A 24023-nucleotide genomic window follows, 5' to 3' on the forward strand; every position below is an offset into this window, starting at 1 on the left:
GTTCTTCCTGGCCATCCTTGGATTCTCGCTTCTCCCAGCATCGTGCTGGATTCCGCGTGTCCAAGATCAGGGGTCAAGCGCCGATCATATACCCGAGTTTCCGTCCAGGTAACAATCAGGCTGCTTGGTGTCGGCATGCATGCCCGGTTGTTACGGTAAGAACGTTCTGGCCACGCACGATCGACAGGATTGACGCGTGGTTGAACATCATCGAGACCGAGGACCCGCACAGATCGTCACCAGGTTCCGGCATCGGAGGCCGGTTGAACAACCGGTTCCGTCCGCAGAAAGAGCAACCTGACATTCAGATTTCAACGATCGGCGACAGTCAAGAAGTGGGTGCCTAGAGTGAAGAAAAATCGCGCTCGCAAGGTCCTGAAATTTGCCGTATCGCAATTCACCTACCCGCGTGACCCCAAAGACTTTCTCCAGGTGTTCCACAACCTGACGAGCGCCCGTTACACCCGAGGTGTTGTGTCTCGTGTGGTGCGTGAGACTTCGGATACGTCCACGATCTTCTTCCGAGCCGGTGACGGCTGGATCCCGCACGTGGCGGGCCAGTGGGCACGCATTGGTGTGTCCTTGAACGGCAAACGTGTGTGGCGACCATTTTCGATCAGCGCGGCCGAGGGCCATGACCCCTCCATCACCGTGAAGGTCAACGGCGAGGTGTCCCAGAACCTGGTCCACGAGGCCACCCCGGGGACTGTCCTGTACTTGGAAGAACCGTCCGGGCAGTTCGTGTTGGACGAGACACCATCGAGCATCCTGTTCATTGTTGCGGGCTCCGGCATCACTCCGGTGATGTCCATGCTGCGCACGCTCATGCCGCGGCGCCCCGATCACGACGTGGTACTGCTTTACTCCTCCAGAACGCCGGAGGACTGCATCTTCCACGATGAAATCCTGGAACTTGCCGACCAGTTCCCGGGCCTGAAACCCATTTTCTGGTTCAGCCACGAGGACGGCCGGATTGATTTCTCCGAAACCGGAGACATCCCGCGCCTGTGCCCGGATTATCAGGATCGCGAAATATACTCGTCCGGCCCCGACGCGTTCGTGAGCCAGGTTCAAGAACTCGCGGTTCTGCACGGTGGCCAGAGTCGGGTTGAAAGGTTCGACATCACCCGGCGGACCAGCGCCAGCGGCAACGGTGAAGTGTACTTTTCCCGGTCGGATGAAACCCTCGAGGTGACTGGCGCGGATTCCATTTTGGAAGCGGCAGAGAATTCGGGTCGGCAACTGCCCCACGGCTGTCGAATCGGCATTTGCCGCAGTTGTCTGGTGCCCATGACGGACGGGCAGGTGTCCGACATTCGCACCGGTGACGTCACGCAGGATCCCGGACTGGTCCAGACGTGCATCACCCGGCCCGCACCCTGGGTGGCGTTGGACATCTAGCCCAGCCGCAGCCCTCCCGCAGGCCACCCCGTAGATTTAGCCGTCAGGCACACAGATCCCCGAGAAGGAGCACCGTATGGCAGCAACATTGGAAGAGCGCACGCCCACCTTAGACATTGAGCGGGCTCGTCGAACACCCAACCCCTTGGATCTCACCGATGAACAACTTGTTGAGCTCGAGGTCAAGTTCGACGCCATCCGTGATGACATCACCGCCAAGCGGGGGGCCTCTGACGCCCGCTACATCGGTCGGGTCATCAAGGCCCAGCGCAGTCTGGAAATGGTGGGGCGCGCCTCCATGTTGTTCTCCAAGCACAAGCCGTTGTGGCTCCTGGGGGTCGGCTGCCTGGCGGGCGGCAAGATCCTGGAAAACATGGAGATCGGGCACAACGTTCTGCACGGTCAGTGGGACTGGATGAACGACATGGAAATCCACTCCACCACCTGGGAGTGGGATTTCGTGGCACCGTCCTCCGGCTGGCAGCGCACCCACAACGAAACCCACCACACCTGGACCAACGTGGTCGGCAAGGACCGCGATGTCGGGTACAACGTCCTGCGCATGGACCCGTCACAACCGTGGCGCCCGGCCAACCTGCTCAACCCCGTGATCAATGCCGGTCTGGCCCCCATGTTCGAGTGGGGCATTGCCATTTACGACATCGAGTTCGATCAGTACCTGGCCGGGGCCAAGTCCAAAGAAGCGACGCTCAGGGATTTCAAGCGCGTCATGAAGAAGTTCGGCCGTCAGAGTGCCAAGGATTTCGTCCTGTCGCCGTTGTTGGCCTCCCTGACCGGTTCGGCCAAGTCCTCGATCAAGGGCTACGTGGCCGCCAACGTCATTCGTAACCTGTGGGCCCACGCCGTGATCTTCTGCGGTCACTTCCCTGACGGCGCGGAGACGTTCACCGAAGAGGACATCGAGAACGAGTCCCGCGGTCACTGGTACCTGCGGCAGGCCATGGGATCGGCCAACATCGACGGGTCCAAGTTCATGCACTTCATGACCGGCAACCTGTCCTTCCAGATCGAACACCACCTGTTCCCGGACCTGCCGTCCAACCGCTTGGCGGAGATCGCCCCGCGGGTCAAAGCGATCTGTGCAGAGTACGGGATTCCCTACACCTCCGGCCCGCTGCCCAAGCAGGTTTTCGAGGCGTGGCGTAAGGTCTTCCGGCTCGCGCTCCCGTGATCAGAGGGGTGGGGGCGTCGGACCCATCCCACGGGTGGTCCGGTAACGTCTCGGGGGTGAATGTAACCACCCTGGCGATCGTCGGCCCTGCGCAGCACGGGGTCAGGATGCACGCGAGCGCCCTGGCCGATCACAGCCCGCAGGCGGAACGGCTCGAGGGTGAGATCACCGACGTCCTGCCGGTGATCCTTGCCGGCGACGGGCCGGTGCACTTTCACTTCACCGATCGGATTTTCGGTCGTGACGCCGCGGACGCCGCGTGGACCATCGAACGCATTGCCGCTCGTCGGCCGGTGTCCGTCACGCTCCACGACATTCCCCAGCCGTCCGACGGCCACGCCTTCACGGCCCGCTGCGCCGGCTACGCCCGCGTGGTTGCGGTCGCGCGCACGGTGATCGTGAGCAGCCACGTTGAACGAGGCCTCCTGGCGCGCCACACGGGCATCCCGGCGGATACCCGCGTCCACGTGGATCCGCTGCCCATCGACCGTGCCCCCTCCCGGGAATCGACCGAGGGGTCACCCGGGTTCCCCACGAGTACCGCCACCGTGGGACTGCTCGGGTTCATTTACCCGGGCAAGGGCCACGACCACGTTCTGGCCGCCTTGGCGGCCGGCCCGCACAGCGCCGACGTCGTTGCGCTGGGCCGGCCATCGGATGGCCACCAGGATCTCGTGGCCGACTTCGAGCGCCTCGCCCGCGCCCGGGGGCGGTCATTTCACGTCACGGGGTTCCTGTCCGAGGACCAACTCACCGCCGCGGCGCGCGCGGTGACCGTTCCGGTGGTTGCGCCGGAGCACGTGTCCGCATCGGGATCGGTGGGGTGGTGGATCGCCAGTGGCCGCCGTCCCGTGGTGGTGCGTCACCCGTTCTTCGAAGAACTCCACGACCGGGCGCCCTGGGCCCTGACCCTCACCGATGACCTCCCCTCCGCCTTGAACGCCGCGCTCGAGGACCCCTCGACCACGTGGATCAATGAGGAGGACTGGGACGATTCCGCCGTCCCGTCCACCGCTCGCGCCGCCCGGATTCAATGGTCCCGACTGGCGTCCGCAGACTCGCACGCACAGCCCGACGCTCCCCGCGTGAGCGTGATCGTGCCCTACTACGAGAACCAACTCGGCCTGGACCGGTTGCTTCGCGCGCTGGAACGACAGGACCTTCCGCACCACGAGTTCGAGGTCATTGTCAGCGATGACGGTTCGGCCGCGGCACCCGCGATCCCCTCGACGTCGTACCCCGTACGCGTGACTCGACAGGACAACCTGGGGTTCCGTGCGGCAGCCGCCCGCAATAGGGGCGCGGTCCTTGCGCGCGCGCCCCGGCTCGTTTTTCTCGATGGCGACATGATGCCCGAACCGAGGTTTCTCACCGCGATGCTGGCGGGCCTCGAAGCGCACCACGATGGCCGCGGCGTGCTGGCCGTGGGGGCGCGCCGGCACGTGGACGTCTCGGCGTGCACGCCGGCCCAGATCGACCAGTGGCTCACGTCTGGGCGCGCCCACGGCGCTCGCAGGCTCGCGGACCCGGCCTGGCTTTCCGATGGGTATGCCCGCACCAACGACCTGGCGGACGCCGGAGTCGAAGATTTCCGGCTCATCATCAGTGCGCTCATGGGCGTGGACCGGGAGCTCTTCGAGACCGTGGGCGGGTTTGATGAAACCCTGACCGGGTACGGGGGAGAGGACTGGGAGCTCGCGTACCGGTGTTGGCAGGCGGGCGCGCGTTTCACCCACGTTGCCGGCGCCGTCGCCTGGCATGACGGCCCAGATCTGGGTGGACGGCCCGATACTCGCGACATCAAGGACGCCGAAACGATGGCGCTGGCCCAGCGCATTCCCCTGCCGAGCACGCGGGGGAGGGGGGTCGTCTTCGATCAACCGCACGTGGTGGTGCGGGTGCGCGGCCATCACAATGACGGTGAGGCGTTCCTGACGGCAGCGCAGCTGCTCCGGGACACGGACGCCGGTGTGTGGTTCGTGGATCGCGACTCGATACCGGCCGCCCTCGCCCAGGACCCCCGCGTTCGCGTGGGGGAACCGGAACCACGCTACCGGGCCAGGTGCCGTTACCTGGTGGACGCGCTGGCACCGCTCACCCTGCACGAACCGCTGGGCGCGTTGTGTGACCGAGGTGACCAAGGCGCTCCGGGGCTACTGGAACTGCGTGAGACACGTAATGTGAACCGTGGTGAATCGGACGCAAGAACCGTGTGCACCGCGGTTCGCCCGGCAAATACGGACCAACGCATCGAAGGACGGGTCGCACATGACTGAGGCACTGGGATTTGATCCGCACGACCCCGGCCGGCGCGCGCACTACGGGGAGTTCTACGGGCTCACCGAACTGCCGGACGCCCCGCTGTTCATGGTGCACGGCAATTGCCAGGCGGAATCCTTGCGCGTGCTCCTGCACGGGGCGGGGGAGGGCAGCTGGCACGGCGTGCGGGTCCCTCCGGTCCATGAGTTACTGGCCGAGGACCTGCCGCACCTCACTCGGCTACTGAACCGCTGCAGCTTTGTGGCGACCCAGCCGGTGGCCTCCGGGTACCGAGGGTTGCCGCTGGGCTCGGACGACATTCTCACGGCGACTCCGGAAAGCTCCCGCGCCGTGAAATACCCCGTGATGCGGTGGACGGCACTCATGCCCACGCTCGCGATCGTGCGCGCACCCGGCGCCACGGATCCACCCCTCGCGCCGTACCACGACCTCCGGGTGCTCGTGGCCGCCGCCCAGGGCAAACATTCCGTACACCTGGAGCCAGTCTCCCCGGCCGCCGTTCGCGGTTCCCGGGACGAGTCGCTGCATCAACTGCGGACCCGGCAGGACGCGCACGGAACGGTGGATGCGGCGTCGTTGTTCGAAGCGGCGGGGCCCAATGCCGCGCACGTGATCAACCATCCGAGCAACGAGGTGCTGATGGGTGTGGCCCGGGCAATTCTTGCGGAACTGGGCGAAGCGGGCGAGGTCACGGATCCCGGGCGAGTATTGCTCGGTGGCATTCGAGCGCCCATTTACGAATCCACGCTGGATGCGCTGGGTTATCGCGCCGAGGACCTTGAGGGCGGCCCGCGCGAGCACTGGATCATTGGTGGCGAAAAGGTGTCGGAGGACGACGTCGCCGCGGAGCACCTGCGGTGGTACGCGCGCTTACCGCAGGTGGTCGCCGCGGGCATGAAACGCCACGAGGGACTCATTCGCGCCATGAACCTGATCCACTAGCGAGGCGGTATCCCCCGATGACGAGCGAGAACAACGCCGAACCGGGCCCTTCAGCGCCCGACAGTTCCGAAACTTCCGGGACCAACGACGCGCCCGAGGCCTCCGATCTCCGGGATCGCGCCGCAGCATCCATCCGCGATCTGTTGCGCCAACGCAACGGCAAGACCATCTGCCCATCCGAGACCGCACGTGCAATCGGTGGTGATGACTGGCGGGACCTGATGCCGCTCGTGCGTGACGTCGCCTCGGGGCTCGTGGACGAGGGAGTGGTGATTGTCCAGCAGAAGGGCGAGGAGGTAGACATCGCTGCTGCTCGCGGCCCCATTCGGTTGGCGCCGGGTCCCCAACTGAACGGGCCCACGTCGGCCGACTGACCACCATGGGACGCTCACGCCCTGCATGGTGCGCGCAATAACTTAGCGGTGTTGATGTGAAGGAAGACCCGAACGAGTAATTCGCTCGGGTCTTCGATCATTGTGGCTGGGCCGGGCTCTGCCGGTGAAAGCGGCTACCGATTCAGTGCCGAGGTCTTACTCGATCGGTGGGCACCACCTTGCGACCCGCAGCGTGAGACGCCTTGGTGACCAGCCGTTCCAGGGGGCCGGAACCCATCGCGTGCTGCCACGCGGTGGCCACCAGCGCGGCCACCGCGATCTGGATGATCAGCCAGAACATCGGGGTTTCGCTGATAGGCACGAAGGCCAGGAACACCAGATGCGCACTGTAGATGGTCAGGGTCATGGATCCCATGGCGCCCAGGGGAGCCAAGAACCGGCCGATCCACCGGCAGATCAACAGGAAGGATCCCAGGGCCACCATGGCCAGTCCCGCGCTCAGGGCAATCGCGAAGGGTGTGTTGGTGTGCGGACCGGAGATCAGCAGCCAGCTCATGGTGGTGGTCGGAAGTTGGGGGTCCGGACCGTAATTCTGGATGGTCATGACTTCCTTGGTGGTCAGCCACGGGGTGGCAGTGACCAGTGCGTCGCGCACGCCGAAGCGCAGCAGCATCATCATGGACAGGCCCTTGGCCACGGCCGCGATCACCGCGCCGAAGATCACCAGCAGAATCTGGATCCGATCACGGGTCAGGGGCAACCGCCCCAGCGCCATACCCAGGCAGATGAACGCCATCCACGGCAACGCGGGGTAGGTCCCCGTCAGGAGCAGCTCAGAAAAGACCGCACCGGGCTCCGAGAACAAGTTCACGAGGTTGGCGTTGTCGTGCACGTGCGCGGGCAGGACCCCCAGCGAGGCCTGCATGAGCATCGGGGCGAAGATCATGAAGAGCACGGCGCTCGTCAGCAGCCACCGCACGGGCATCACGGTGAAGGGAATGGCCAGCAGGAACATCAGACCGTAGTAAATCAGGATGTTGAACGCGGGGAAGTCCAAGGTGTTGAGGAGTAACCCGAGGGCGAACAACAACAGTGCGCGCACGGCGATGCCCACCCGAGCGCGGCGGGCTTCGAGGCCCTTACGCGGATTCCTGCCACCCGTGAGGAAGGCCAGACTGACCCCCGCCAGGACGGCGAACAACGCGGCGGAATGACCGCCGAACAACACCCACGTCAATGAGGGTTGGTCGGTGGTGCCTACCGAGGCGGGCAGGGTGTGGACCGCGATCATGCCGAGCAGCGCAAAGCCGCGAGCGACGTCGACCCCCATGATGCGTCGCTTGGTGCGCCGCCCGTCCGCGCTGGCCACGTTGCGTGTCGCAGCGCCTTGCCGAGGCGACGGCGCGGTGGCACGCGGCGGGGCAGTGATCACGGGAGCATTTTCGCTCCAGTGCTGGGCCTCGGTCGTGGAGGTGCGGCCGCTGTCGGAGCCGCCGGTCCACACCTCGCGCTGAGGGCGCTGTCCGGGGCGGGGCCGCTCGCCGAGAGCGAGGTACCCTTCGGGTATTTCATCCACTGCTTGTCCGTTCATCGGGTGGCCTCCTCGGGTGCTGCCGCCGAGACGGCCTGCGATGTCGTGGTGGGTGCGGTGGACAGGATCGGAAGATCATGTCCCGCAACCGGCGGTCCGGGAATGACCTGGGCGCTGACCGCCTGGTCCCCGGCCTCAAGGTGTCGGATGGGGTTGCCGCCCCAGTTGCCGTTGGCGGGTACGGTTTCCTGGCGCATGACCAGGGAGCCGGGGCCCACGGTTGAGCGTTCTTCGATCGTGGCTCCGGGCAGCACAAAGCTGTTGGGACCCAACGTGGAGCCGCGGCGCATCGTGACCGGTTCCAACCGCATGATGCGGTCGTGGAACAGGTGGGTCTGCAGAACCGTACCGCGGTTCACGGACACACCTTCTTCGAGGGTGACCAGGTCGAACTCCGGCAGCCACCAGGTCTCGCACCACACGCCCCGTTGCACGCGGGCACCCATGAGGCGGACCCAGGCGTTGAACAACGGGGATCCCACACTGAGTCGGACTAATGAGGGCACGGCCAGGGACTCCGCAAACACATCCGCCAACTCGTTACGCCACACGAACGAACTGAACAGTGGGCGCTCGCCGGTGCGGAAGCGACCCATCAGGGCCCACTTCACGATCACGGGAACCAGGCACGCCAACGTACTGGCGCCCAGGAGCACCACGCCGGACCACAGTGCCGTGTAGAGCAGACCCTGAAGGCCCATTCCGTGGGCCATGTAGATGTTGGTCAGCGCGTACACGATCATCAGATCGATCCACGCGGAGACCATGGCCGGGACCATGCGGAACGCTTCCACGAACGCGCGGGCCGCCTGAAGTCGGCGGGGCGGGCGGAAGGTTGCCGCTTCATCCGCGTCCGTGTGGGCCCGGGCAATGGGCTGAGCGCGGCGACCGAGCCACGACGAACCGACCGGGGCCTTGTGGGGCGCGGAACTGAGCACGGCCACGAGGGCGTCCTCGGGAAGGTCACGGTCCGGACCCACGATCGCGGAGTTACCCACGAACGTGCGTTCCCCAATCACGGAGGTTCCCAGGTGCACCCAGCCGAATCCTGCCCGGTGCGAGGCAATGAGCGAGTGGTCGGCCAGGAAGGAACCGTCCTTGAGGGACGTGAGGTGCGGAATGGTCTCTGCCGTGGAAATCTCGACCGAGCGTCCCACACGTGCGCCCAGCAGGCGGAAGAACAACGGAGTGACGCAGGACGCGTAAATCGGGTAGGTCGAGACCAACGTGCGCTGCATGAGGGTTTCGGTGAACCAGGTGGCCCAACCCACGGGGCCGTTCTGCGGGAAGTAACCGGGGGTGATCATGCCCGCGGCCAGGCGCACACAACCCACCACGAGCAACAGCCACACCGCAGCGGTCACGATGACGAAGACCGGCACCCACAGCGCGAGGACCGGGAACACGAGTTCGTAGAGCTCGATTCCGATCACCTGCGGCAGGATCAGGAGTGCGCCCGGGATGATCGCCAAGAACGGCAACAGGCCGAGAATGGCCGCGCCCCCGGAATAAGCCAGGTGGGACTTGGCTCTGCCCCAGGTGGGAAGCCCGGGCACAGCGTCCGGAGTGACCTCGGGCCAGGCCTGCGCGGCGGCGCCACGATGGTACATGGGGGAGCCGCCCCACAGCTCGTCGTTCGGAACCGTTCCGGTCACGTGCGAGCCCGGCAGGACCTCTGCCCCCTCGCCCACGCGGGATCCGGGGTCCACGAGCGTACGGGTACCCACCCGCGAATTCGCGCCGATCTCAATGGCGCCGACATGCAAGGTGTCTCCGTCGAGCCAGTAGCCAGCGAGGTCCGCCTCGAATTCCACGGTGGCGTGCTCTCCGATGGAGACGAGACCGGTCACGGTCGGCATGTGGTGCAGGTGTGCACCGCTGCCCACCTTGTTACCGAAGAGACGGTGGAGGGTTCGGGCCATGGGCGTGCCCAGCAGAACCTCGTACTTGTTGAACACCACGAGACGTTCGGCGGCCCAGACCCGCAAGTGAGTCCACTGACCACGTGGATAATGACCAGGTTTGAGCCCGGCGGTCAGCAGTCTCACGCAGGCGGAGCCCAACAGCACACGACCGGGCAGGGAGAACATCACGAGCCAGCCAATGATCAGCGGCAGCAGCGGGGGAGTGGGTACCCAGCCGGCACCGACAATCACCGCGAGGATCCACACGACGATGAGCGAACCCACCACGTAGCGCAAACCATTGACGATGTTCAGACCCACGAGGAAAGCTCCCTGAACCCAGCCGGTCCAGGAGGGCAGCGGTGCGGGTTCACGCTTGGAATCCTGGGATGCCTCCAGGGTCTGCAAGTAATCCGCCATACCCCGCAGAGTGGGGTCGGCATAAATGCGGGCAATTTCGGTGTCCGGGTGGCTCTGTCGCAGAGCCGAAACCAGGCGGGCCACACCCACCGAACTACCACCCATGGCAAAGAAATCGCTGTCCTCGGCGAAGGGGAGCGGACCGAGCTGATCGGCCCATAGCTCCGCGAGCCATGCGAGGTCGGGGTCGAGCGAGGGCTTGTCATCCCGATCGTCAGTGGGCATCGGCCATGGCAGGGCCTTGCGGTCCACCTTGCCCGACGTCTTCAGGGGAAGCTCGTCCATGAGGCACAATGCCGGAACCATTTGGCCCGGCAAACGTTCGGAGAGCCACCCTCGCACGGCCACGAGGTCCACGGCACCTTCGAACTCGGGGACCAAATAACCGGCAATGATGTTGTCGCCACCCGGGGTGGGGTGGACCGCGCAGGCGCCGGCTCGGACGCCGGGGACGGCGCTCATGTAGTCGTCGATCTCGCCCAGTTCCATGCGGCGGCCGGAGATCTTCACCTGATCATCGACCCGGCCCGCGAAGACGAGACCTTCCTGGTCCGCCTTGACCATGTCACCGGTGCGATAGGCGCGTTCCCAGCCCAGGGAGGGCAGCGGCGCATACTTCTCGGCATCCTTTTCGGGGTCCAGGTAGCGACCCAGGCCAACGCCTCCAATGATCAGTTCACCGGTTTCGCCCCAGGCCACAGGCTCGCCTTGAGTGTCCACCACGGCCAGTTGCCACCCGGGAACGGGCAGGCCGATCCGAATGGGGGCGTCTCCGGTCAGGATGGCGCCCGAGCCGATCACGGTGGCCTCTGTGGGGCCGTAGGTGTTCCAGACCTCGCGTCCGGGGCGGACCAGGCGCTGGGTGAGTTCAAGCGGGCATGCTTCGCCGCCGAAGATCAACAGGCGCACGGTGTCCAGGGCTTCGCTGGGCCACAACGACGCCAGGGTGGGCACGGTGGAGACCGCAGTGATGCGGTGGTTGATGATCCAGCGGCCCAGATCGGGGCCGGACCGGACGACGTCGCGCGGGGCCGGTACCAGCGTGGCGCCGTAACGCCAGGCCAGCCACATTTCCTCGCACGAGGCGTCGAAGGCAACCGATAGGCCCGCCATGACGCGGTCGCCCGGGCCCATGGGGCGCCTCTGCAAGTACATTTTGGCTTCCGCGTCCACGAGGGCGGCCGCGGAGCGGTGGGTGATTGCCACACCCTTGGGTTTACCGGTGGAACCGGATGTGAAGATGATCCAGGCGTCATCCTGGGTGCGCGGCTGCTCGGTGTCACCGGTGGTGGTGACGCCTGCCCTGCGTGTCAGTTCGAGGTCCTGGCCGAAGACTGCGGCCACGTCGGCCTCCTCCCAGACCGTGCGGGCACGCTCATCGGGATCGTCCCAATCGACCGGAACGTAGGCGGCGCCCGCGAACAACGTGGCGAGGATGGCAACGTAGAGGTCTACACCGCCGGAGGGAACTCGGATGCCCACGCGGTCGCCGCGTCCCACGCCAATGTCCCACAGCCGCTGGACGTGCGTCTCAATGCGGGCTTCCAACTCGCCGTAGGGCACTCTTTCATGCTCGTCCTCGAGAGCAATGGCATCCGGGAATTGGGCAACGGTGTCCAGAACGATGTCCACGAGTGTGCGTGGTTCCGGAGGTGCCTCTACAGGGTAAACAGCCCGGTCAAACAGTGTTTCAAATGTTTCAGTAGGTTTTTGAGACGAATCTTTAGCAACAAGATGGTCCATTAATAAACTCCCCCAAGTAAGAACCTGTAACGCTAGGGGGAGCCAAACTGCACACGGGACGAGGCGGCAGTACCTGGTGTCATGAAAATGCCCGGTCAGGTCCCCCGACCGTACGGGCAACGCGTCATGCTCTCGCGATGTGGATCTCCAGCATCCCCCTGCTGGTTCATTTGAGTATTAAACGTAACGGGGCTAATCGGTGATTTGCAATCGGAATAGCTAACGATTTGGTCACGAGAAAAGTAACGAGTGTCTCTTATCTAACGTTGCTGCAGGTCAACCCGCAATTTATTTACGAGTAGGAACGGCATTCAGTGAGTGTGAGTCTTCTCATACGGAGCCTTGATGCCTCGTTCTCTCGGATTCAACCTGCTGCTGGGCGAGTTGGTCGACTACCGCACGGGTGAACGACGCCGCCGCGGCCGGGTCCGATTCTTGGTCCGCGAATGCGGTTCCGCGCGTTCGGACAGTAGGGATCTACGAAGGATCAAAATGCTCGAGCCACCCTGCCTCACCTGAAGCAGAGTGGCTCGTTGCGGGTTGTCCTCAATGCGCAGTTCTTGTCAGCTCACTTCTTACTGTACGGGCACTTCCTCCGGTGGTACCGGGCGCTTGAACCAGATCTTATACAGACCGAAAAGTGCCACGATGGCCCAGACGACTTCGGTGATGAACAGTCCGGGGTTGAACGGTGAAATGGCGGTGTAGGTAAAGCGGCTCTTCACAGTTGAGGGTGTAGCAGCTGGCGGCGCGTCGGTGCCCGGGTAAGCGTCGAGGTCTTCCGATGATGGACGTTCCTACGCTGCCCATCCGAAAGACCTCGACGTGCCCAACGCTACCTTCACTGCGCCTGATCTCGACACCTTCTGCCAGCTCGACCGGCTGGGACTGACTGCCACCGGCCAGCTGATCGAACCCGATAGCTCGGTCCTTGAGTGCCTGGTCCGCGATCGCGACAACTGGTGCCACCAGTGCGGCCAGCAAGGCGTGCCCCGAGGCACGGTGGTGCGCTGGCTGGCCCACGTTCCGCTGGGCTGGAGACCGACGATGTTGCAGCTCAGAGTGCGCCGCTACCGTTGCCCTCGGTGCCAGCGCGTGTGGCGCCAGGACACCTCGAAAGCGGCCCACCCGCGGACCAAGCTGACTCACCACGCCGCCCTGTGGGCACTGAAGGGCGTGGTCATCGACGGGCTGTCGGTCTCACGGATCGCCGCCGGTCTGGACGTGGCCTGGAATACCGCTAACGACGCGATCTTGGAGACCGGCCGCCAGTTGCTGATCGACGATCCCACCCGGTTCGAGGCGGTGAAGGTGCTCGGGGTCGACGAGCACGTGTGGTCCCACACCCGCCGCGGCAGCAAGTACGTTACCGTGATCATCGATTTGACGCCGATCCGTGAGGGCACCGGCCCTTCGAGACTGCTGGACATGGTGCCGGGGCGCTCGAAGAAGGTGTTCAAGGACTGGCTTGAGGAACAGAAAAAGGAGTTCCACGACGGCATCGAGGTGGTCGCCATGGACGGGTTCTCCGGATTCAAGACCGCAGCTGCCGAAGAGATTCCCCAGGCGACCGCGGTGATGGACCCGTTCCACGTCGTCGCTTTGGCCGGGGAGAAGATCGATCAGCGCCGCCAGCGGGTCCAACAAGCCACCCTGCGATCACCGGGGTCGCTCCGGGGACCCTCTCTACGGGATCCGACGCGTGTTGCACACCGGCGCCGGCCTACTCACCGACCGCCAGATCGAGCGTTTGAACACCGTGTTCACCGCCGACGAGCACGTGGAAGTCGAGGCGACCTGGGGCATCTACCAACGGATCATCGCCGCCTACCGCAACCCCGACCGGGAGGCCGGCAAAAAGCAGCTGAGGGCCGTGATCACCGCCCTGGCCGACGGCGTCCCCAAAGAGCTCACAGAGCTGATCACGCTGGGCCGGACCCTAAAACGACGCACCGAGGACGTGCTGGCCTACTTCCACCGACCCGGCACTTCCAACGGGCCCACGGAGGCCATCAACGGCCGCCTCGAACACCTACGCGGCACCGCCCTGGGCTTCCGCAACCTCACCCACTACCTCACCCGCGCCCTCCTCAACACCGGAGGACTCAGAACCGAACTACACCGTCATCTGTGAAGAGCCCCTTGAGTACGCGTGCAGATCCTTGGGAACTGCACGCCTTGGGTGTGGGATTGACCGGCCCGAATCCGGCGAAAGCTACCCTGGGCGAGCACCTGGGTCGCGCAAAATATGTCAGCGTCCGAACCGCAAAATCCTGTCATCGTCCGGCGATGGGTTGCCTCGACCGTCCGTGTTGTTGGTCATGACCCACAGGGAGCCGTCCGGAGCCACGGTGACGTCGCGCAGCCGCCCGTACTCGTCGGTGAAATGCTCCACCGACTGAGAGGTATCAGCTAGTGGTATTTCGCGCATTCGTGCGCCGCGCAAATTGGCCATGAACAGCGTGTCGTCTCTAATGGCGATGCCACTGGGGCTCGCTTCGGAGGGCTCCCATTGCTGGACGGTGTTGATGAACTCATCGTTGTCGCCCATGCCTTCAACCTCGGGCCACCCATAATTGCCGCCGGGTTCAATCACGTTCAGCTCGTCCCACGTGTTCTGTCCGAACTCACTCGCGTAGAGCGTGCCGTCCTGCGCCCACGCCAGGCCCTGGGGATTGCGGTGCCCGTAGCTGTAGACCAGGGACCCGGGGAACGGATTGCCCTCCGGAACGCCTCCCTCCGGTGTCATTCGGAGAATCTTGCCGGACGGTGAATCCCTGTTCTGCGCGGCCTCGCGATTACCGGCGTCACCCACGGTCGCATACAGCAACCCGTCCGGTCCGAAAGCAATTCGACCGCCGTTGTGCGTATTACCCGCGGGGATGCCGTCCAGCAAGACTTCGGGATTCCCCACCGAGAGATTCCCCGGCGTGCCGGTCATGGGGAAGCGCTCGATGCGGTTTTCGTCCTCCGCGGTGAAGTACGCGTACAGGTGGCTCTCGTGCACGGCCAGGCCCAGCAGGCCGCCTTCACCGCGGGGTGCCACGCCGTCGACGGTGGCGACCTCGCGGGCCTGACCGGCGTGGTCGAGTTCGAGGATCCTGGCCGAATCGCGCTCGCTGACCAGGGCGGCGCCGTCGTAGAAAGCGATCGACCACGGCGCGTTGAGATCCCGGGCCAGGATCTGCGGCTCTCCCAACGACGACGCCGCCGCCCGCGTTTCGTCGCTGGCGGGCTGATCGGGCTCTTTACTGTCGCTACCGGTGCCGCAGGAGGCCAGAATCAGCAGGCCGGCCATGACGGTGGCGGCGGTGGTGTGGCGTGATGTGGGGACCATGCTGCGGTCCTTTCGGGGCAGAGGCGTGTTCCGAGTTTAGCTGGACGTCAACACCGGGAACGCTCGAAGATCGGCCGCGATGAGCTCCCCGATCGGCTGCCCCCACACACGGCAAAAGGGCCCCGGAACCATAAAGTTCCAAGAACCTCCTGTTGTCCAGCTACCGACTCATCTGTCAACGATGACCCGACTCAGGACAAAAGTGGAGCTTAGGGGAATCGAACCCCTGACCTTTTCATTGCGAACGAAACGCTCTACCAACTGAGCTAAAGCCCCTTACACCAGAGATCACTGTAGTCCTCCCACCTGGTTTTCGCACGTTGAGCCGGCCCGGGCGCTGACGCCAATTAGGGTTGACCCATGATCGAACCGGAGTTCCCCGAAACAGTGCAGTCACCCGAACACCAGCAAGTAAGGGGCCAGTTCGCAGTCGGCTACGTGCCCGGTGTGATGCCGGGGAAGTGGTTCCGGAGGTGGGAGGATCGCCGCCATAAGCCGTCGCTGAGCCAGCACCCTGTCCGGGCCGATGGCTGGCGCAAGGCGCTTACAAACGGCGAGATCAAGGCGTGCTTCGTTCGCCTCAACTGGGAGGACCAGGACCCCGACGTGGAAGAACTCCGCGAGGAGTTCCGCGCGGTGGCTCTCTACGAAGAACTCCAGGTTGCCGTCCTCGATCAGGATCACATCCTCACCGTCGCGGAAACGCTGACCACGGGCGAGCTGACGGCCGAAAGTGAGCCCCAAGCCAGACCTCGCACGGACGAAGCAGAGATGGCCGTGGAGCTCACCGCCGCCGGTGTGGGCCCGGTCGTCCTGCCCATGTCGGTCGCCCGCCTGCACCACCGCAAGGACGTGACCTACCGCGAGCTCACGGATGCGCCCACCGTCCCCGTGGTACTCGTGTGGCCCCGGGACCTCAGCGAAGAGGATGAGGCCGCGGTCCAGCAGTTCGTCGGTATTGTGCGTGGGCGCAGCGCCAACAGTGGTCGGGACACCCCGCCCAGCACAGAAGAAGAGAGCAAGAAAAAGAAGCAACCCCCCAAACAACACCCCAAGGCCCCACAGCGCCGAGGTGGCAAGGGACCCAAGGGAGCAAAAGCGGCGTCGGCGAGCAAAAATGCCCGCCGACGCCGCCCGCGCTAGGTCCGCGGAAAACTAGCCGTCCCCGCGGCGCTCCGAGGAATCGGTGGTGGTGCCATCTTTGCTGGGGGTGCGACCGTCGGTCGTGGAGGTGTCAGGGGCGGGCTCGGGCAGGCGCACCGCGGTGCGCAACTGACCCGTCAGGGGAACGCGAGGCTGCGGGAAGGACGTGGTGCGGGTGTCGTCGGTGGCCGCGGAGGAACCGGTCGGGGCGCCGTCGTTACGTACCACCATTTGGTTGACCAGCGGCAGGCGCAGGCCTTCACGGTCCAGCATTTTCTTGATGCGCACGCGCAACACGCGGGCCACGTCCCATTGCTGCAGTGGCGCGGTCTTCACGGCCAAACGCACGGTGATGGACTCGCCGGTGATGTTCTCCACGCCCCAGACCTCGGGATCGTCGATGATGTTGGGGCCCATGTCCGGGTCATCGCGCAGCAGTTGCGCCTCGTGCTCGATGAGGTCCGTGAGCAGGTCGATATTGGTGTCGTAGGGGACCGGGATGTCCAGTACGCAGCGAGCCCACCCCTGGGATTGATTGCCCACACGAAGAATTTCACCGTTGCGCACGTGCCACAGGGTGCCCTTGACGTCGCGCACCTGGGTCACGCGCAGGCCCACGCTCTCCACATTGCCGATGGCCTCGCCCAGATCCACGGAATCGCCGATGCCGAGTTGGTCCTCGGCGACCATGAAAATTCCGGAGAGGTAGTCCTTGACCAAGGATTGCGCGCCGAAGGACAAGGCCACACCGGCGATACCGGCCGAGGCCAGCACCGGAGCAATGTTGAACCCCAACTCCGAAATAATCATCAGGATGGCCACGGCCCAGATGACGATCGTGGCCACCGAGGACAGTACGGACCCCACGGTGGAGGCCCGTTGAGCCTGGCGGTCCGAGGCCAACCCGGCATCGACCACCCAGCGGGGCTTGCCGTTGTCGGTCTTGCGCACGATGCGCGAGCGCGAACCGCGGGCAATACCCCGGGTGACGTTGCGAATCACCAACCGCAACACGGCGGTCAGGGCCAGCGCGCCCAAAAAAATCAGGAGTACGCGCAACGGCGCATCCAACCAAAATCGCCAATCAAACAGGTTCTCTTCCATCGAGCACAACATTAACCGCCGAGGATGAACGTGACCTAAGCGCGGATCAAAGCCACTTCTTGGCCTTGAAGATCACGTACAGCACCACACCGACACCCACCATCAAACCCAGGGCCATGGGGTAGCCGTACTGCCATTCCAGCTCGGGCATGTGTGCGAAGTTCATGCCGTAGATAGAACCCACGATGGATGGGGCAAACAGGATGGCCGCCCAGGATGAGATGCGCTTCATCTGCTCGTTTTGTTCCATGGCGGCCTCGTTCTGCCGGGCGGTGGTCAGGGTGGAGTCCAGGGTCATGGCGTCAGCGAGCGAGGACCGCATGGACTCGAGTTTGTTGTTCACCACAATCACGTGGTCCAGCACGTCGCGCAGTCGATGTTGCAGTTCCATGTTCGTGCCGTACTTCTGGAAGCCCGCGAAGTACTGGTTCATGACCGTGGTCAGCGGTGACACCCCGCGGTGGAAGTCGTTGACTTCGCGCGCGAGCTCGTAAATGCGTTGCGACACGTGGTGCTCGCCGGCGAACAAGGCGTCCTCGATCTCGTCAATGTCGTTCTCGAGGCCGTCCAGCACCGGAAAATAGTCGTCCACGATCTGGTCGAACAGGGCATACAGCACACCGTCCCCGCCCAGCTTGATCAGCTCGTCCTCACCTTCCACGCGCTCGCGCACCCGCGTGACTCCGCTGGATTCCGAGTGCCGGATGGTGATCACAAAATTGGGGCCGGTGAAGATATGGATCTCGCCGATGTCCACGGTCTCATCGTGGTCGTTGTAGACCGCCGGGCGCAGCACCGTGAACAAAGTGTGTCCGTAGCGCTCGATCTTGGGCCGCTGATGCGCCTGGATGGTGTCCTCCACCGCCAACTCGTGCAGCTCGAAGTGCTCGGCCAGCGACTTCACTTCCGCAACGCTCGGTCGGTACAGCCCGATCCACGCAAGCACCGATTCCTTTTGGCCGTCCTCAGTGCTCGCACATTCCTCGTCCAGCTGACGAAGGAGCCGGTAGGTTTCCTGCAGACTCGACGGGGTCTTGATCCGCTGCCCGTTGCGGTAAATGGCGTTGTCCACGATGCTCACCGGCCCATTATTGCCGCTCACCTTCTCTTTACGGCAACGGAGGGCGCCCGTGGGTTAGCGGGTACGACGCCGCTCGGTCCCGGTCAGTAGACTCGTCACCATGAGTTTGGCTTTCGATTCCAGGGTGGGCGCCTACGCGCTCATTGTCCGTGACCAGCAGGTGCTGTTGACCCATTGGAATCCGCACCGCCCCGATTTTGACGGCGCCTGGACTCTTCCCGGCGGCGGCATGGAATCCGGGGAACAGCCGGAAACCACCATGTTGCGCGAGGTTTTCGAGGAAACCGGGTACACCGTGGAGACGGACTCGATGCTTGGCGTGCACAGCCGTTGGATGACGCCCGATCAACGATTGGACGGTAACCCCCGCGAATATCATGCGTGCCGAGTGCTTTACACGGCCCACGTGGTGGATGGTGAGCTGAGCGTGGAAGAAGACGGATCCTCGGACGACACCCGGTGGTTCTCTCTGGTGGAACTGGACGAACTCGAGCGCCTGGACCTGGTAGATCAGGCCCTACGCATGGCCGGCCTGGGCACGTGGGTCGAACAACCCGAAGAACAGCCGAGCCCCGTGGTCGAGCAGGACATCGAACAGTGACCATGGCCCCGCACGCCGGGAACGCAGGGACACGATTCAGGGGCGGCCGCCGTGTCGCGTTGACCGGCGCGGCTCTCATGTGCGCGTTCAGCCTGAGTGCGTGCGCCACCGAGGCCGAGGAGCTGGCCACGGACGGAGCGGCGCAAGAGGCGACCGCGGCGGCGTCGTCGGCGGGTACCCGGGATGGCAACCCGGTAGCCATCGCCACGGGTGTGAACGAGCAAACCAGGGTGGCTGCGCACATGTACGCGCAGAGCCTGCAGGACCAGGGGATCGCCGCCACTGTCGTGGAAGCGGGGACGGAACGGGGCGGACTGATCGACGCCCTGGAATCCGGCGAGGTGGATGTGGTGCCCGATTTCACCGGTGACCTGTACGTGCACGTGGCCGAGAACGAGACCCGCGCAACGCCGTCGGCCACGCCCACGCCGGTCCCGTCCGCGTCCAAGGATCCCGGCCTGGTGGGATCGCTCGGGCAGCTGCTGGGCTTCTCCAGCGAAGCGGGACCTTCCGGGGACGACGTGTACGGTGCCCTGCCGGACGCCATGCCCGAGGGGCTGAAGATTCTCAATGAATCCCCGGGGGAGAACACGGACCGGTTCGTGGTGACTGCGGCAACCGCCGTGGAACTCGAACTCAACGACCTCACCACCGTGGCGGAACACTGCCCGGACATGAACGTGGGAATGCCCGGTAACTACGCGGACACGGCGCAGGGCATCAAGGGGCTCAAGAGTTACTACGACTGCGTCCCCAAATCCTCCCCGGAGTTCCCGGATTACGCCGAGCGGGTGGATGCGCTGCTCAATGACGATGTGCAAGCGGCGGTGCTGCCCGCTTCGGCGCCGGTGATCGAAGACGATGACCTCACGGTGCTTGCGGACCCGAACAACCTCTACCGGCCTGAGAAACTCGTGCCGGTGACCGCCGGAGACCTCACGGCTGATGCGATTTCCGCAATCAACGGCGTCACTGAGGGGATTCGCACCCAAGACCTGACCATGATGACCCGGCTGGTCACCGGTCAGGATCCGGCCATGTCACCGGAGGAAGCAGCCACGTTTCTGCGGGAACAGCCCCGGTAAATCTCCGGTGCAGCGCCATGACGGACGGGTAGTGTTGCCCGCATGGCAATGGTGAGGCAATCCGACAAACTGAAGAACGTGCTCTACGACATCCGCGGTCCCGTGCTGGAACAGGCGGAAAAAATGGAGGCGTCGGGTCATCGCATTCTGCGGTTGAACATCGGCAACCCCGCGCCCTTCGGTTTCGAGGCACCGGACGCGGTCCTGGTGGACATGATCAAGAACCTGCCCAACGCGCAGGGCTACTCGGATTCACGCGGCATCTACTCCGCGCGCACCGCCGTGGTGCAGTACTACCAGACGCGCGGGATCATGAACCTGGACACCGACGACGTCTACCTGGGCAACGGCGTGTCCGAAATGATCACCATGTCGCTGCAGGCGCTGTGCAATACCGGTGACGAGATCCTGGTGCCCTCACCGGACTACCCGTTGTGGACCGCATCGGTCGCACTGTCCGGCGGCACCCCCGTGCACTACCTGTGCGACGAGGAGAACGGCTGGAACCCGGACCTCGAGGACCTGGAATCCAAGATCACGTCCCGCACCAAGGGCATTGTGGTGATCAACCCCAACAACCCCACCGGTGCCGTCTACTCGCGTGAAACCCTCACGAAGATCGTGGCGATCGCCAAGAAGCACGAGCTCATCCTCTTCGCGGACGAGATCTACGAAAAGATCACCTACGACGATGCCGAGATGATCAACCTGGCGTCACTGACCGGTGAGGACGTGCTGTGCCTGACATATTCGGGGCTGTCCAAGGCCTACCGGGTGGCCGGTTATCGTTCCGGTTGGTTGGCGATCACCGGCCCCAATTGGAGAGCGGAATCCTACATCGAGGGCATTAAACTGCTGGCCAACATGCGCATGTGCGCCAACGTGCCCGCGCAACACGCCATTCAGACGGCGCTGGGTGGGCACCAGTCCATCAACGACTTGATCCTGCCCGGCGGCCGGCTCAAGGCCCAGCGCGACCTGGCGTACAAGAAGCTCAACGAGATCGACGGCATCACCTGCCAACAAGCGGCCGGCGCGCTCTACCTGTTCCCCAAGTTGGACGTGGAGAAGTTCGGCATAGTGGATGACGAGCGCTTTGCCCTGGACCTGCTCAAGGAACAAAAGATCCTGCTCAGCCATGGCACCGCCTTCAACTGGGGCGAACCGGACCACTTCCGACTTGTGACCCTGCCCGCCGTGGAGATGCTGGACACCGCTCTCGATCGCCTGGGCGAGTTCCTCTCCGGCTACCACCAGTAGGGTTCGCCCGCGTCCGGCTCACTGTCCAGCTCACTCCGACGCCGCTTGCTCCCGGGTTTCCTCACGCCGGGCGCGGGCGGCGTCGAGCCGTTGCCGGGCGCCGTCCAGCCAGTTCTCGCAGCGGGTCGCCAGGGCTTCGCCGCGCTCCCACAACTGCAACGACTCCTCGAGCGTGGTGCCGCCGGTTTCAAGTTTGGACACGATCTCCACGAGCTGTTCGCGGGCCTGCTCATAGCCGAGCTGATCAATGTCCGACAGGTCCGGCGCGGAGCTGTCGGGGGACGGGTTCTGCTTGGCCATGACGGTCCTTTCTGAAGTACTTCTTGAGCGGTGGGGTTAGTGCTCGCCGGGCCGGCGCTGGCTGACGGTGTCCACGGTGACGCCCAGTTCACCGGAGGCCAGGCGCACGGCCAGTGGCTGTTCCGTTTCCACGGTGTGCGCGTCCGTGACCACGTGTCCGTCCGTGGTCTGGACCACGGCGTATCCGCGGTCCAGGGTCTGCTGTGGTGACAGGGCGCGCACCCGGGCGCGCATCTGGGCCACGGTGTCCTGAGCGCGCAGCGTGGCGGTGTTGACCGCGGACCACGCGCGGGAGCGCCAGCGATCCAGGTCTTCTTCCCGGACCAGGATCATGCCGTCCGGTTGGGACAGCACCGGGCGCGTTCGCACTGAGGCCAGCCCCTGTTCTTCCCGGTCGATCAGCGAGCTCACGGCGCGGTCCAGCGCGGCACGGGCCTGACCGATGCGCAATCGTTCCTCCTGAACGTCCGGGACCACGCGCTTACCGGCGTCCGTGGGGGTGGACGCACGAACGTCCGCCACGTAGTCCAGCAGCGGTTGGTCGTTCTCGTGACCGATAGCGCTGACCACGGGCGTGATTGCCGCAAAGACCGTGCGGATCAGGGACTCGTCGCTGAACGCCAAGAGGTCTTCGAACGAGCCGCCACCGCGGGCGATCACGATCACGTCCACGTGATCCAACTGATCCAGTTCCGTCAGTGCAGCACTCACGGCGGGTGCTGCACCGTTGCCCTGAACCGGGACCTCGCGGATCTCGAACTGCACACCCGGCCACCGCAAGGAGGCGTTCCGCACCACGTCCTTCTCGGCATCCGAATTGCGACCCGTGATCAGTCCCACGCACGAGGGCAGCACGGGAAGTGGTTTCTTGTGGCGCGGATCGAACAGACCCTCCTCCGCCAACGCGCGGCGCAGACGTTCGAGGCGTTCCAGCAGATCGCCCAGCCCTACGGGGCGAATGCCGCGGCCGATCATGGAGAGTCGGCCGGTCTTGGCGTAGAAGTCCGCTTCGAGGTTCACGACCACGCGCATGCCCCGTTCCAAGGGCCGCTGCAGGGCGGCCATTTCCTGGCTGAACAGTGTGACGGACACGGACATTTCCTCGTTCATGTCCCGCAGGGTCACGTACGAGACGCGAGCGCGGTGGTTGACCTCGATGACCTGGCCCTCGACCCAGGCATCCGGGGCCTTCTTGATCCAGGCATTGAGATTGGAGGACAGCCGGCTGAGCGGCCAGGGGTTCTCCGGGGAGGTGTCCCGCGCGAACTGAGCGAGTTCCCGGTGCGGGTCCGGAACGTCTACAGCATCTGAGGGCTGCGGCGAAGATGATGTGCTCATGGGTCATGCTTACCATCACCGGACGACATGCACAGGCGACTTTTCTTTAGAGTGGAGCAGTGACCCCTCAACGATCTTCATCCACAGCCCGCGCGCTGCGAACCGCGGGCGCCGTGCTGTGCGGGCTCCTTACCGGCGTTGCCTTCGCGGCGTGGTTGGGGCTCACCTGGGTGCAGGACCACCTCTTGTCGCCCTCGGGATTTCAGGACACCGCCCGCTCGATCGTCACGGACACCTCGTTCCAAACGGAATTGGTGGGCACGTTGCTGGACCGCGCGACCTTCGGACTGCTTGATGATTACCAGACCGGTCTCGACCCGGTGGACCAGGTCCTCGAGGGTGTCCGCGAACGCGCCGTCGGCGCTGCCGAATCCTTCGCGACCGCTCCCGAACAGCAGGGCATGTGGACCGAGGTTCTCGTGCGGACCCACTCCGCCAACGTTCCCCTCTCGCCCGAGATGGGCGAGGCGCCCGAGAACCTGGTGGTGGACATCAATCCGGTGGGTGCCACGATCGACCGGCGCATCAAGGACACCATCGGCATTGACCCGTCGCTGAGTTCGCAGGAGTTGACGGTCTCGGTCCCCGGAGCGCGCACCGGGCCCGCGATCGATGCGATCGTGTGGATCGCCCAGTGGCGGTTTCTGCTTCCGTGGCTGACGGGGGCGCTGGGCGTCGCCACGCTCCTGCTCGCTCCCCGCCGGTGGCTCGCCCTGGCTGGTCTGGGGCTGGCGGGCCTGGCCATGACCGGAGTGTTGTTGATCGCAGCACTGGTGGCGGCCCAGTCGGTGACGTCGATGTCCTCGGTTGAGCCGGTGGCGAATCTGGTGGTCAGTGAAATCGCAGGGCTGCTGCGTGAATCATTCGTGGCGCGCTGCGTCACGGGCATCGTCTGGGCCGCTGTGGTGGCGCTAGTGGGTGTGACGGGCGCCGTGGTGAGACGCCACGCGGTCGCCTACCATTAAG

20 protein-coding genes, 1 tRNA gene and 1 pseudogene are annotated in these 24023 nt (G+C 64.6%); 13 read left to right on the forward strand and 9 right to left on the reverse strand.

All coding sequences use genetic code 11. The features are described from left to right. The first annotated feature begins 348 nt into the window (after positions 1–348). The 5 genes from ABEA06_RS09590 (at position 349) to ABEA06_RS09610 (ending at position 6189) form a co-directional block, all read left to right on the forward strand. The gene (locus tag ABEA06_RS09590; protein WP_303381981.1) at positions 349–1401 is read left to right on the forward strand and encodes a flavin reductase family protein; all 1053 of its coding nucleotides are present in this window, start codon (positions 349–351) and stop codon (positions 1399–1401) included. A gap of 76 nt (positions 1402–1477) precedes the next feature. After that, positions 1478–2593, forward strand: coding sequence for a fatty acid desaturase family protein (locus ABEA06_RS09595; RefSeq protein WP_312397226.1), 1116 nt, complete (start codon positions 1478–1480; stop codon positions 2591–2593). A gap of 56 nt (positions 2594–2649) precedes the next feature. Further along, positions 2650–4869, forward strand: a complete 2220-nt coding sequence (locus ABEA06_RS09600; RefSeq protein ID WP_345311345.1) for a glycosyltransferase — start codon at positions 2650–2652, stop codon at positions 4867–4869. Further along, positions 4862–5815: a WcbI family polysaccharide biosynthesis putative acetyltransferase gene (locus ABEA06_RS09605; RefSeq protein WP_345311346.1), complete on the forward strand. Its 954-nt coding sequence runs from the start codon at positions 4862–4864 to the stop codon at positions 5813–5815. The genes ABEA06_RS09600 and ABEA06_RS09605 overlap by 8 nt, the downstream gene beginning before the upstream one ends. A gap of 17 nt (positions 5816–5832) precedes the next feature. Continuing rightward, positions 5833–6189 carry a DUF3253 domain-containing protein gene (locus tag ABEA06_RS09610; protein WP_345311347.1) on the forward strand — a complete coding sequence of 119 codons (357 nt, stop codon included), beginning with the start codon at positions 5833–5835 and terminating at the stop codon, positions 6187–6189. A 142-nt stretch (positions 6190–6331) separates the two neighbouring features. Here ABEA06_RS09610 and ABEA06_RS09615 read toward each other — a convergent pair whose 3' ends face one another. Next, positions 6332–7741 carry a heparan-alpha-glucosaminide N-acetyltransferase domain-containing protein gene (locus ABEA06_RS09615; RefSeq protein ID WP_345311348.1) on the reverse strand — a complete coding sequence of 470 codons (1410 nt, stop codon included), beginning with the start codon at positions 7739–7741 and terminating at the stop codon, positions 6332–6334. After that, on the reverse strand, positions 7738–11697 hold the full coding sequence (locus ABEA06_RS09620) for a Pls/PosA family non-ribosomal peptide synthetase (RefSeq protein ID WP_345311349.1): 3960 nt from the start codon (positions 11695–11697) through the stop codon (positions 7738–7740). The genes ABEA06_RS09615 and ABEA06_RS09620 overlap by 4 nt, the downstream gene beginning before the upstream one ends. Before the next feature lie 456 nt (positions 11698–12153). On the opposite strand from ABEA06_RS09620, the gene ABEA06_RS09625 reads away from it, so the two are divergent. After that, entirely contained in the window at positions 12154–12327 is a 174-nt protein-coding gene (locus ABEA06_RS09625) for a hypothetical protein (protein ID WP_303381988.1), read from the forward strand. A 56-nt stretch (positions 12328–12383) separates the two neighbouring features. Here ABEA06_RS09625 and ABEA06_RS09630 read toward each other — a convergent pair whose 3' ends face one another. Continuing rightward, entirely contained in the window at positions 12384–12533 is a 150-nt protein-coding gene (locus ABEA06_RS09630) for a hypothetical protein (protein WP_345311350.1), read from the reverse strand. A 262-nt stretch (positions 12534–12795) separates the two neighbouring features. Between ABEA06_RS09630 and ABEA06_RS14570 the strand changes: the two are divergent. Both ABEA06_RS14570 and ABEA06_RS14575 read left to right on the forward strand, forming a co-directional pair. Further along, positions 12796–13503 (forward strand): annotated as a pseudogene (locus ABEA06_RS14570) (ISL3 family transposase); the annotation flags it as partial. Between the two features lie 7 nt (positions 13504–13510). Beyond that, entirely contained in the window at positions 13511–13942 is a 432-nt protein-coding gene (locus ABEA06_RS14575) for a transposase (protein WP_396415698.1), read from the forward strand. 117 nt (positions 13943–14059) lie between these two features. Here the strand turns inward: ABEA06_RS14575 and ABEA06_RS09640 are convergent, their stop codons facing one another. Together ABEA06_RS09640 and ABEA06_RS09645 are read right to left on the reverse strand one after the other, a co-directional pair. Continuing rightward, a complete protein-coding gene (locus tag ABEA06_RS09640; protein ID WP_345311351.1) occupies positions 14060–15145 on the reverse strand; it encodes a PQQ-dependent sugar dehydrogenase in 1086 nt (361 codons plus the stop codon). A 203-nt stretch (positions 15146–15348) separates the two neighbouring features. Next, positions 15349–15421, reverse strand: a tRNA-Ala gene (locus ABEA06_RS09645). Between the two features lie 84 nt (positions 15422–15505). Between ABEA06_RS09645 and ABEA06_RS09650 the strand changes: the two genes are divergently transcribed. After that, positions 15506–16288 carry a LysR substrate-binding domain-containing protein gene (locus ABEA06_RS09650; RefSeq protein ID WP_345311352.1) on the forward strand — a complete coding sequence of 261 codons (783 nt, stop codon included), beginning with the start codon at positions 15506–15508 and terminating at the stop codon, positions 16286–16288. Between the two features lie 12 nt (positions 16289–16300). Here the strand turns inward: ABEA06_RS09650 and ABEA06_RS09655 are convergent, their stop codons facing one another. Together ABEA06_RS09655 and corA are read right to left on the reverse strand one after the other, a co-directional pair. After that, on the reverse strand, positions 16301–17392 hold the full coding sequence (locus ABEA06_RS09655; protein ID WP_303381992.1) for a mechanosensitive ion channel family protein: 1092 nt from the start codon (positions 17390–17392) through the stop codon (positions 16301–16303). Between the two features lie 46 nt (positions 17393–17438). Beyond that, positions 17439–18473 carry a magnesium/cobalt transporter CorA gene (corA, locus tag ABEA06_RS09660; RefSeq protein ID WP_345311419.1) on the reverse strand — a complete coding sequence of 345 codons (1035 nt, stop codon included), beginning with the start codon at positions 18471–18473 and terminating at the stop codon, positions 17439–17441. A 100-nt stretch (positions 18474–18573) separates the two neighbouring features. On the opposite strand from corA, the gene ABEA06_RS09665 reads away from it, so the two are divergent. From ABEA06_RS09665 to ABEA06_RS09675, 3 genes are read left to right on the forward strand one after another with little or no spacing between them, the layout of a single operon-like run. Next, positions 18574–19074, forward strand: a complete 501-nt coding sequence (locus tag ABEA06_RS09665; RefSeq protein ID WP_303381993.1) for an NUDIX hydrolase — start codon at positions 18574–18576, stop codon at positions 19072–19074. Positions 19075–19076: 2 nt separating this feature from the next. Beyond that, entirely contained in the window at positions 19077–20159 is a 1083-nt protein-coding gene (locus ABEA06_RS09670) for a glycine betaine ABC transporter substrate-binding protein (protein WP_345311353.1), read from the forward strand. A gap of 42 nt (positions 20160–20201) precedes the next feature. Next, positions 20202–21419, forward strand: a complete 1218-nt coding sequence (locus tag ABEA06_RS09675; protein WP_345311354.1) for a pyridoxal phosphate-dependent aminotransferase — start codon at positions 20202–20204, stop codon at positions 21417–21419. Positions 21420–21449: 30 nt separating this feature from the next. Here the strand turns inward: ABEA06_RS09675 and ABEA06_RS09680 are convergent, their stop codons facing one another. Both ABEA06_RS09680 and xseA read right to left on the reverse strand, forming a co-directional pair. Continuing rightward, on the reverse strand, positions 21450–21719 hold the full coding sequence (locus ABEA06_RS09680; protein WP_345311355.1) for an exodeoxyribonuclease VII small subunit: 270 nt from the start codon (positions 21717–21719) through the stop codon (positions 21450–21452). A 36-nt stretch (positions 21720–21755) separates the two neighbouring features. Then, positions 21756–23057, reverse strand: a complete 1302-nt coding sequence (gene xseA, locus ABEA06_RS09685) for an exodeoxyribonuclease VII large subunit (protein WP_345311356.1) — start codon at positions 23055–23057, stop codon at positions 21756–21758. Between the two features lie 59 nt (positions 23058–23116). On the opposite strand from xseA, the gene ABEA06_RS09690 reads away from it, so the two are divergent. Next, the gene (locus tag ABEA06_RS09690) at positions 23117–24022 is read left to right on the forward strand and encodes a hypothetical protein (protein WP_345311357.1); all 906 of its coding nucleotides are present in this window, start codon (positions 23117–23119) and stop codon (positions 24020–24022) included. Position 24023: the final 1 nt, after the last annotated feature.

Origin of the sequence: Kocuria gwangalliensis (assembly GCF_039544365.1) — a bacterium.
Lineage (GTDB): Bacteria > Actinomycetota > Actinomycetes > Actinomycetales > Micrococcaceae > Kocuria > Kocuria gwangalliensis.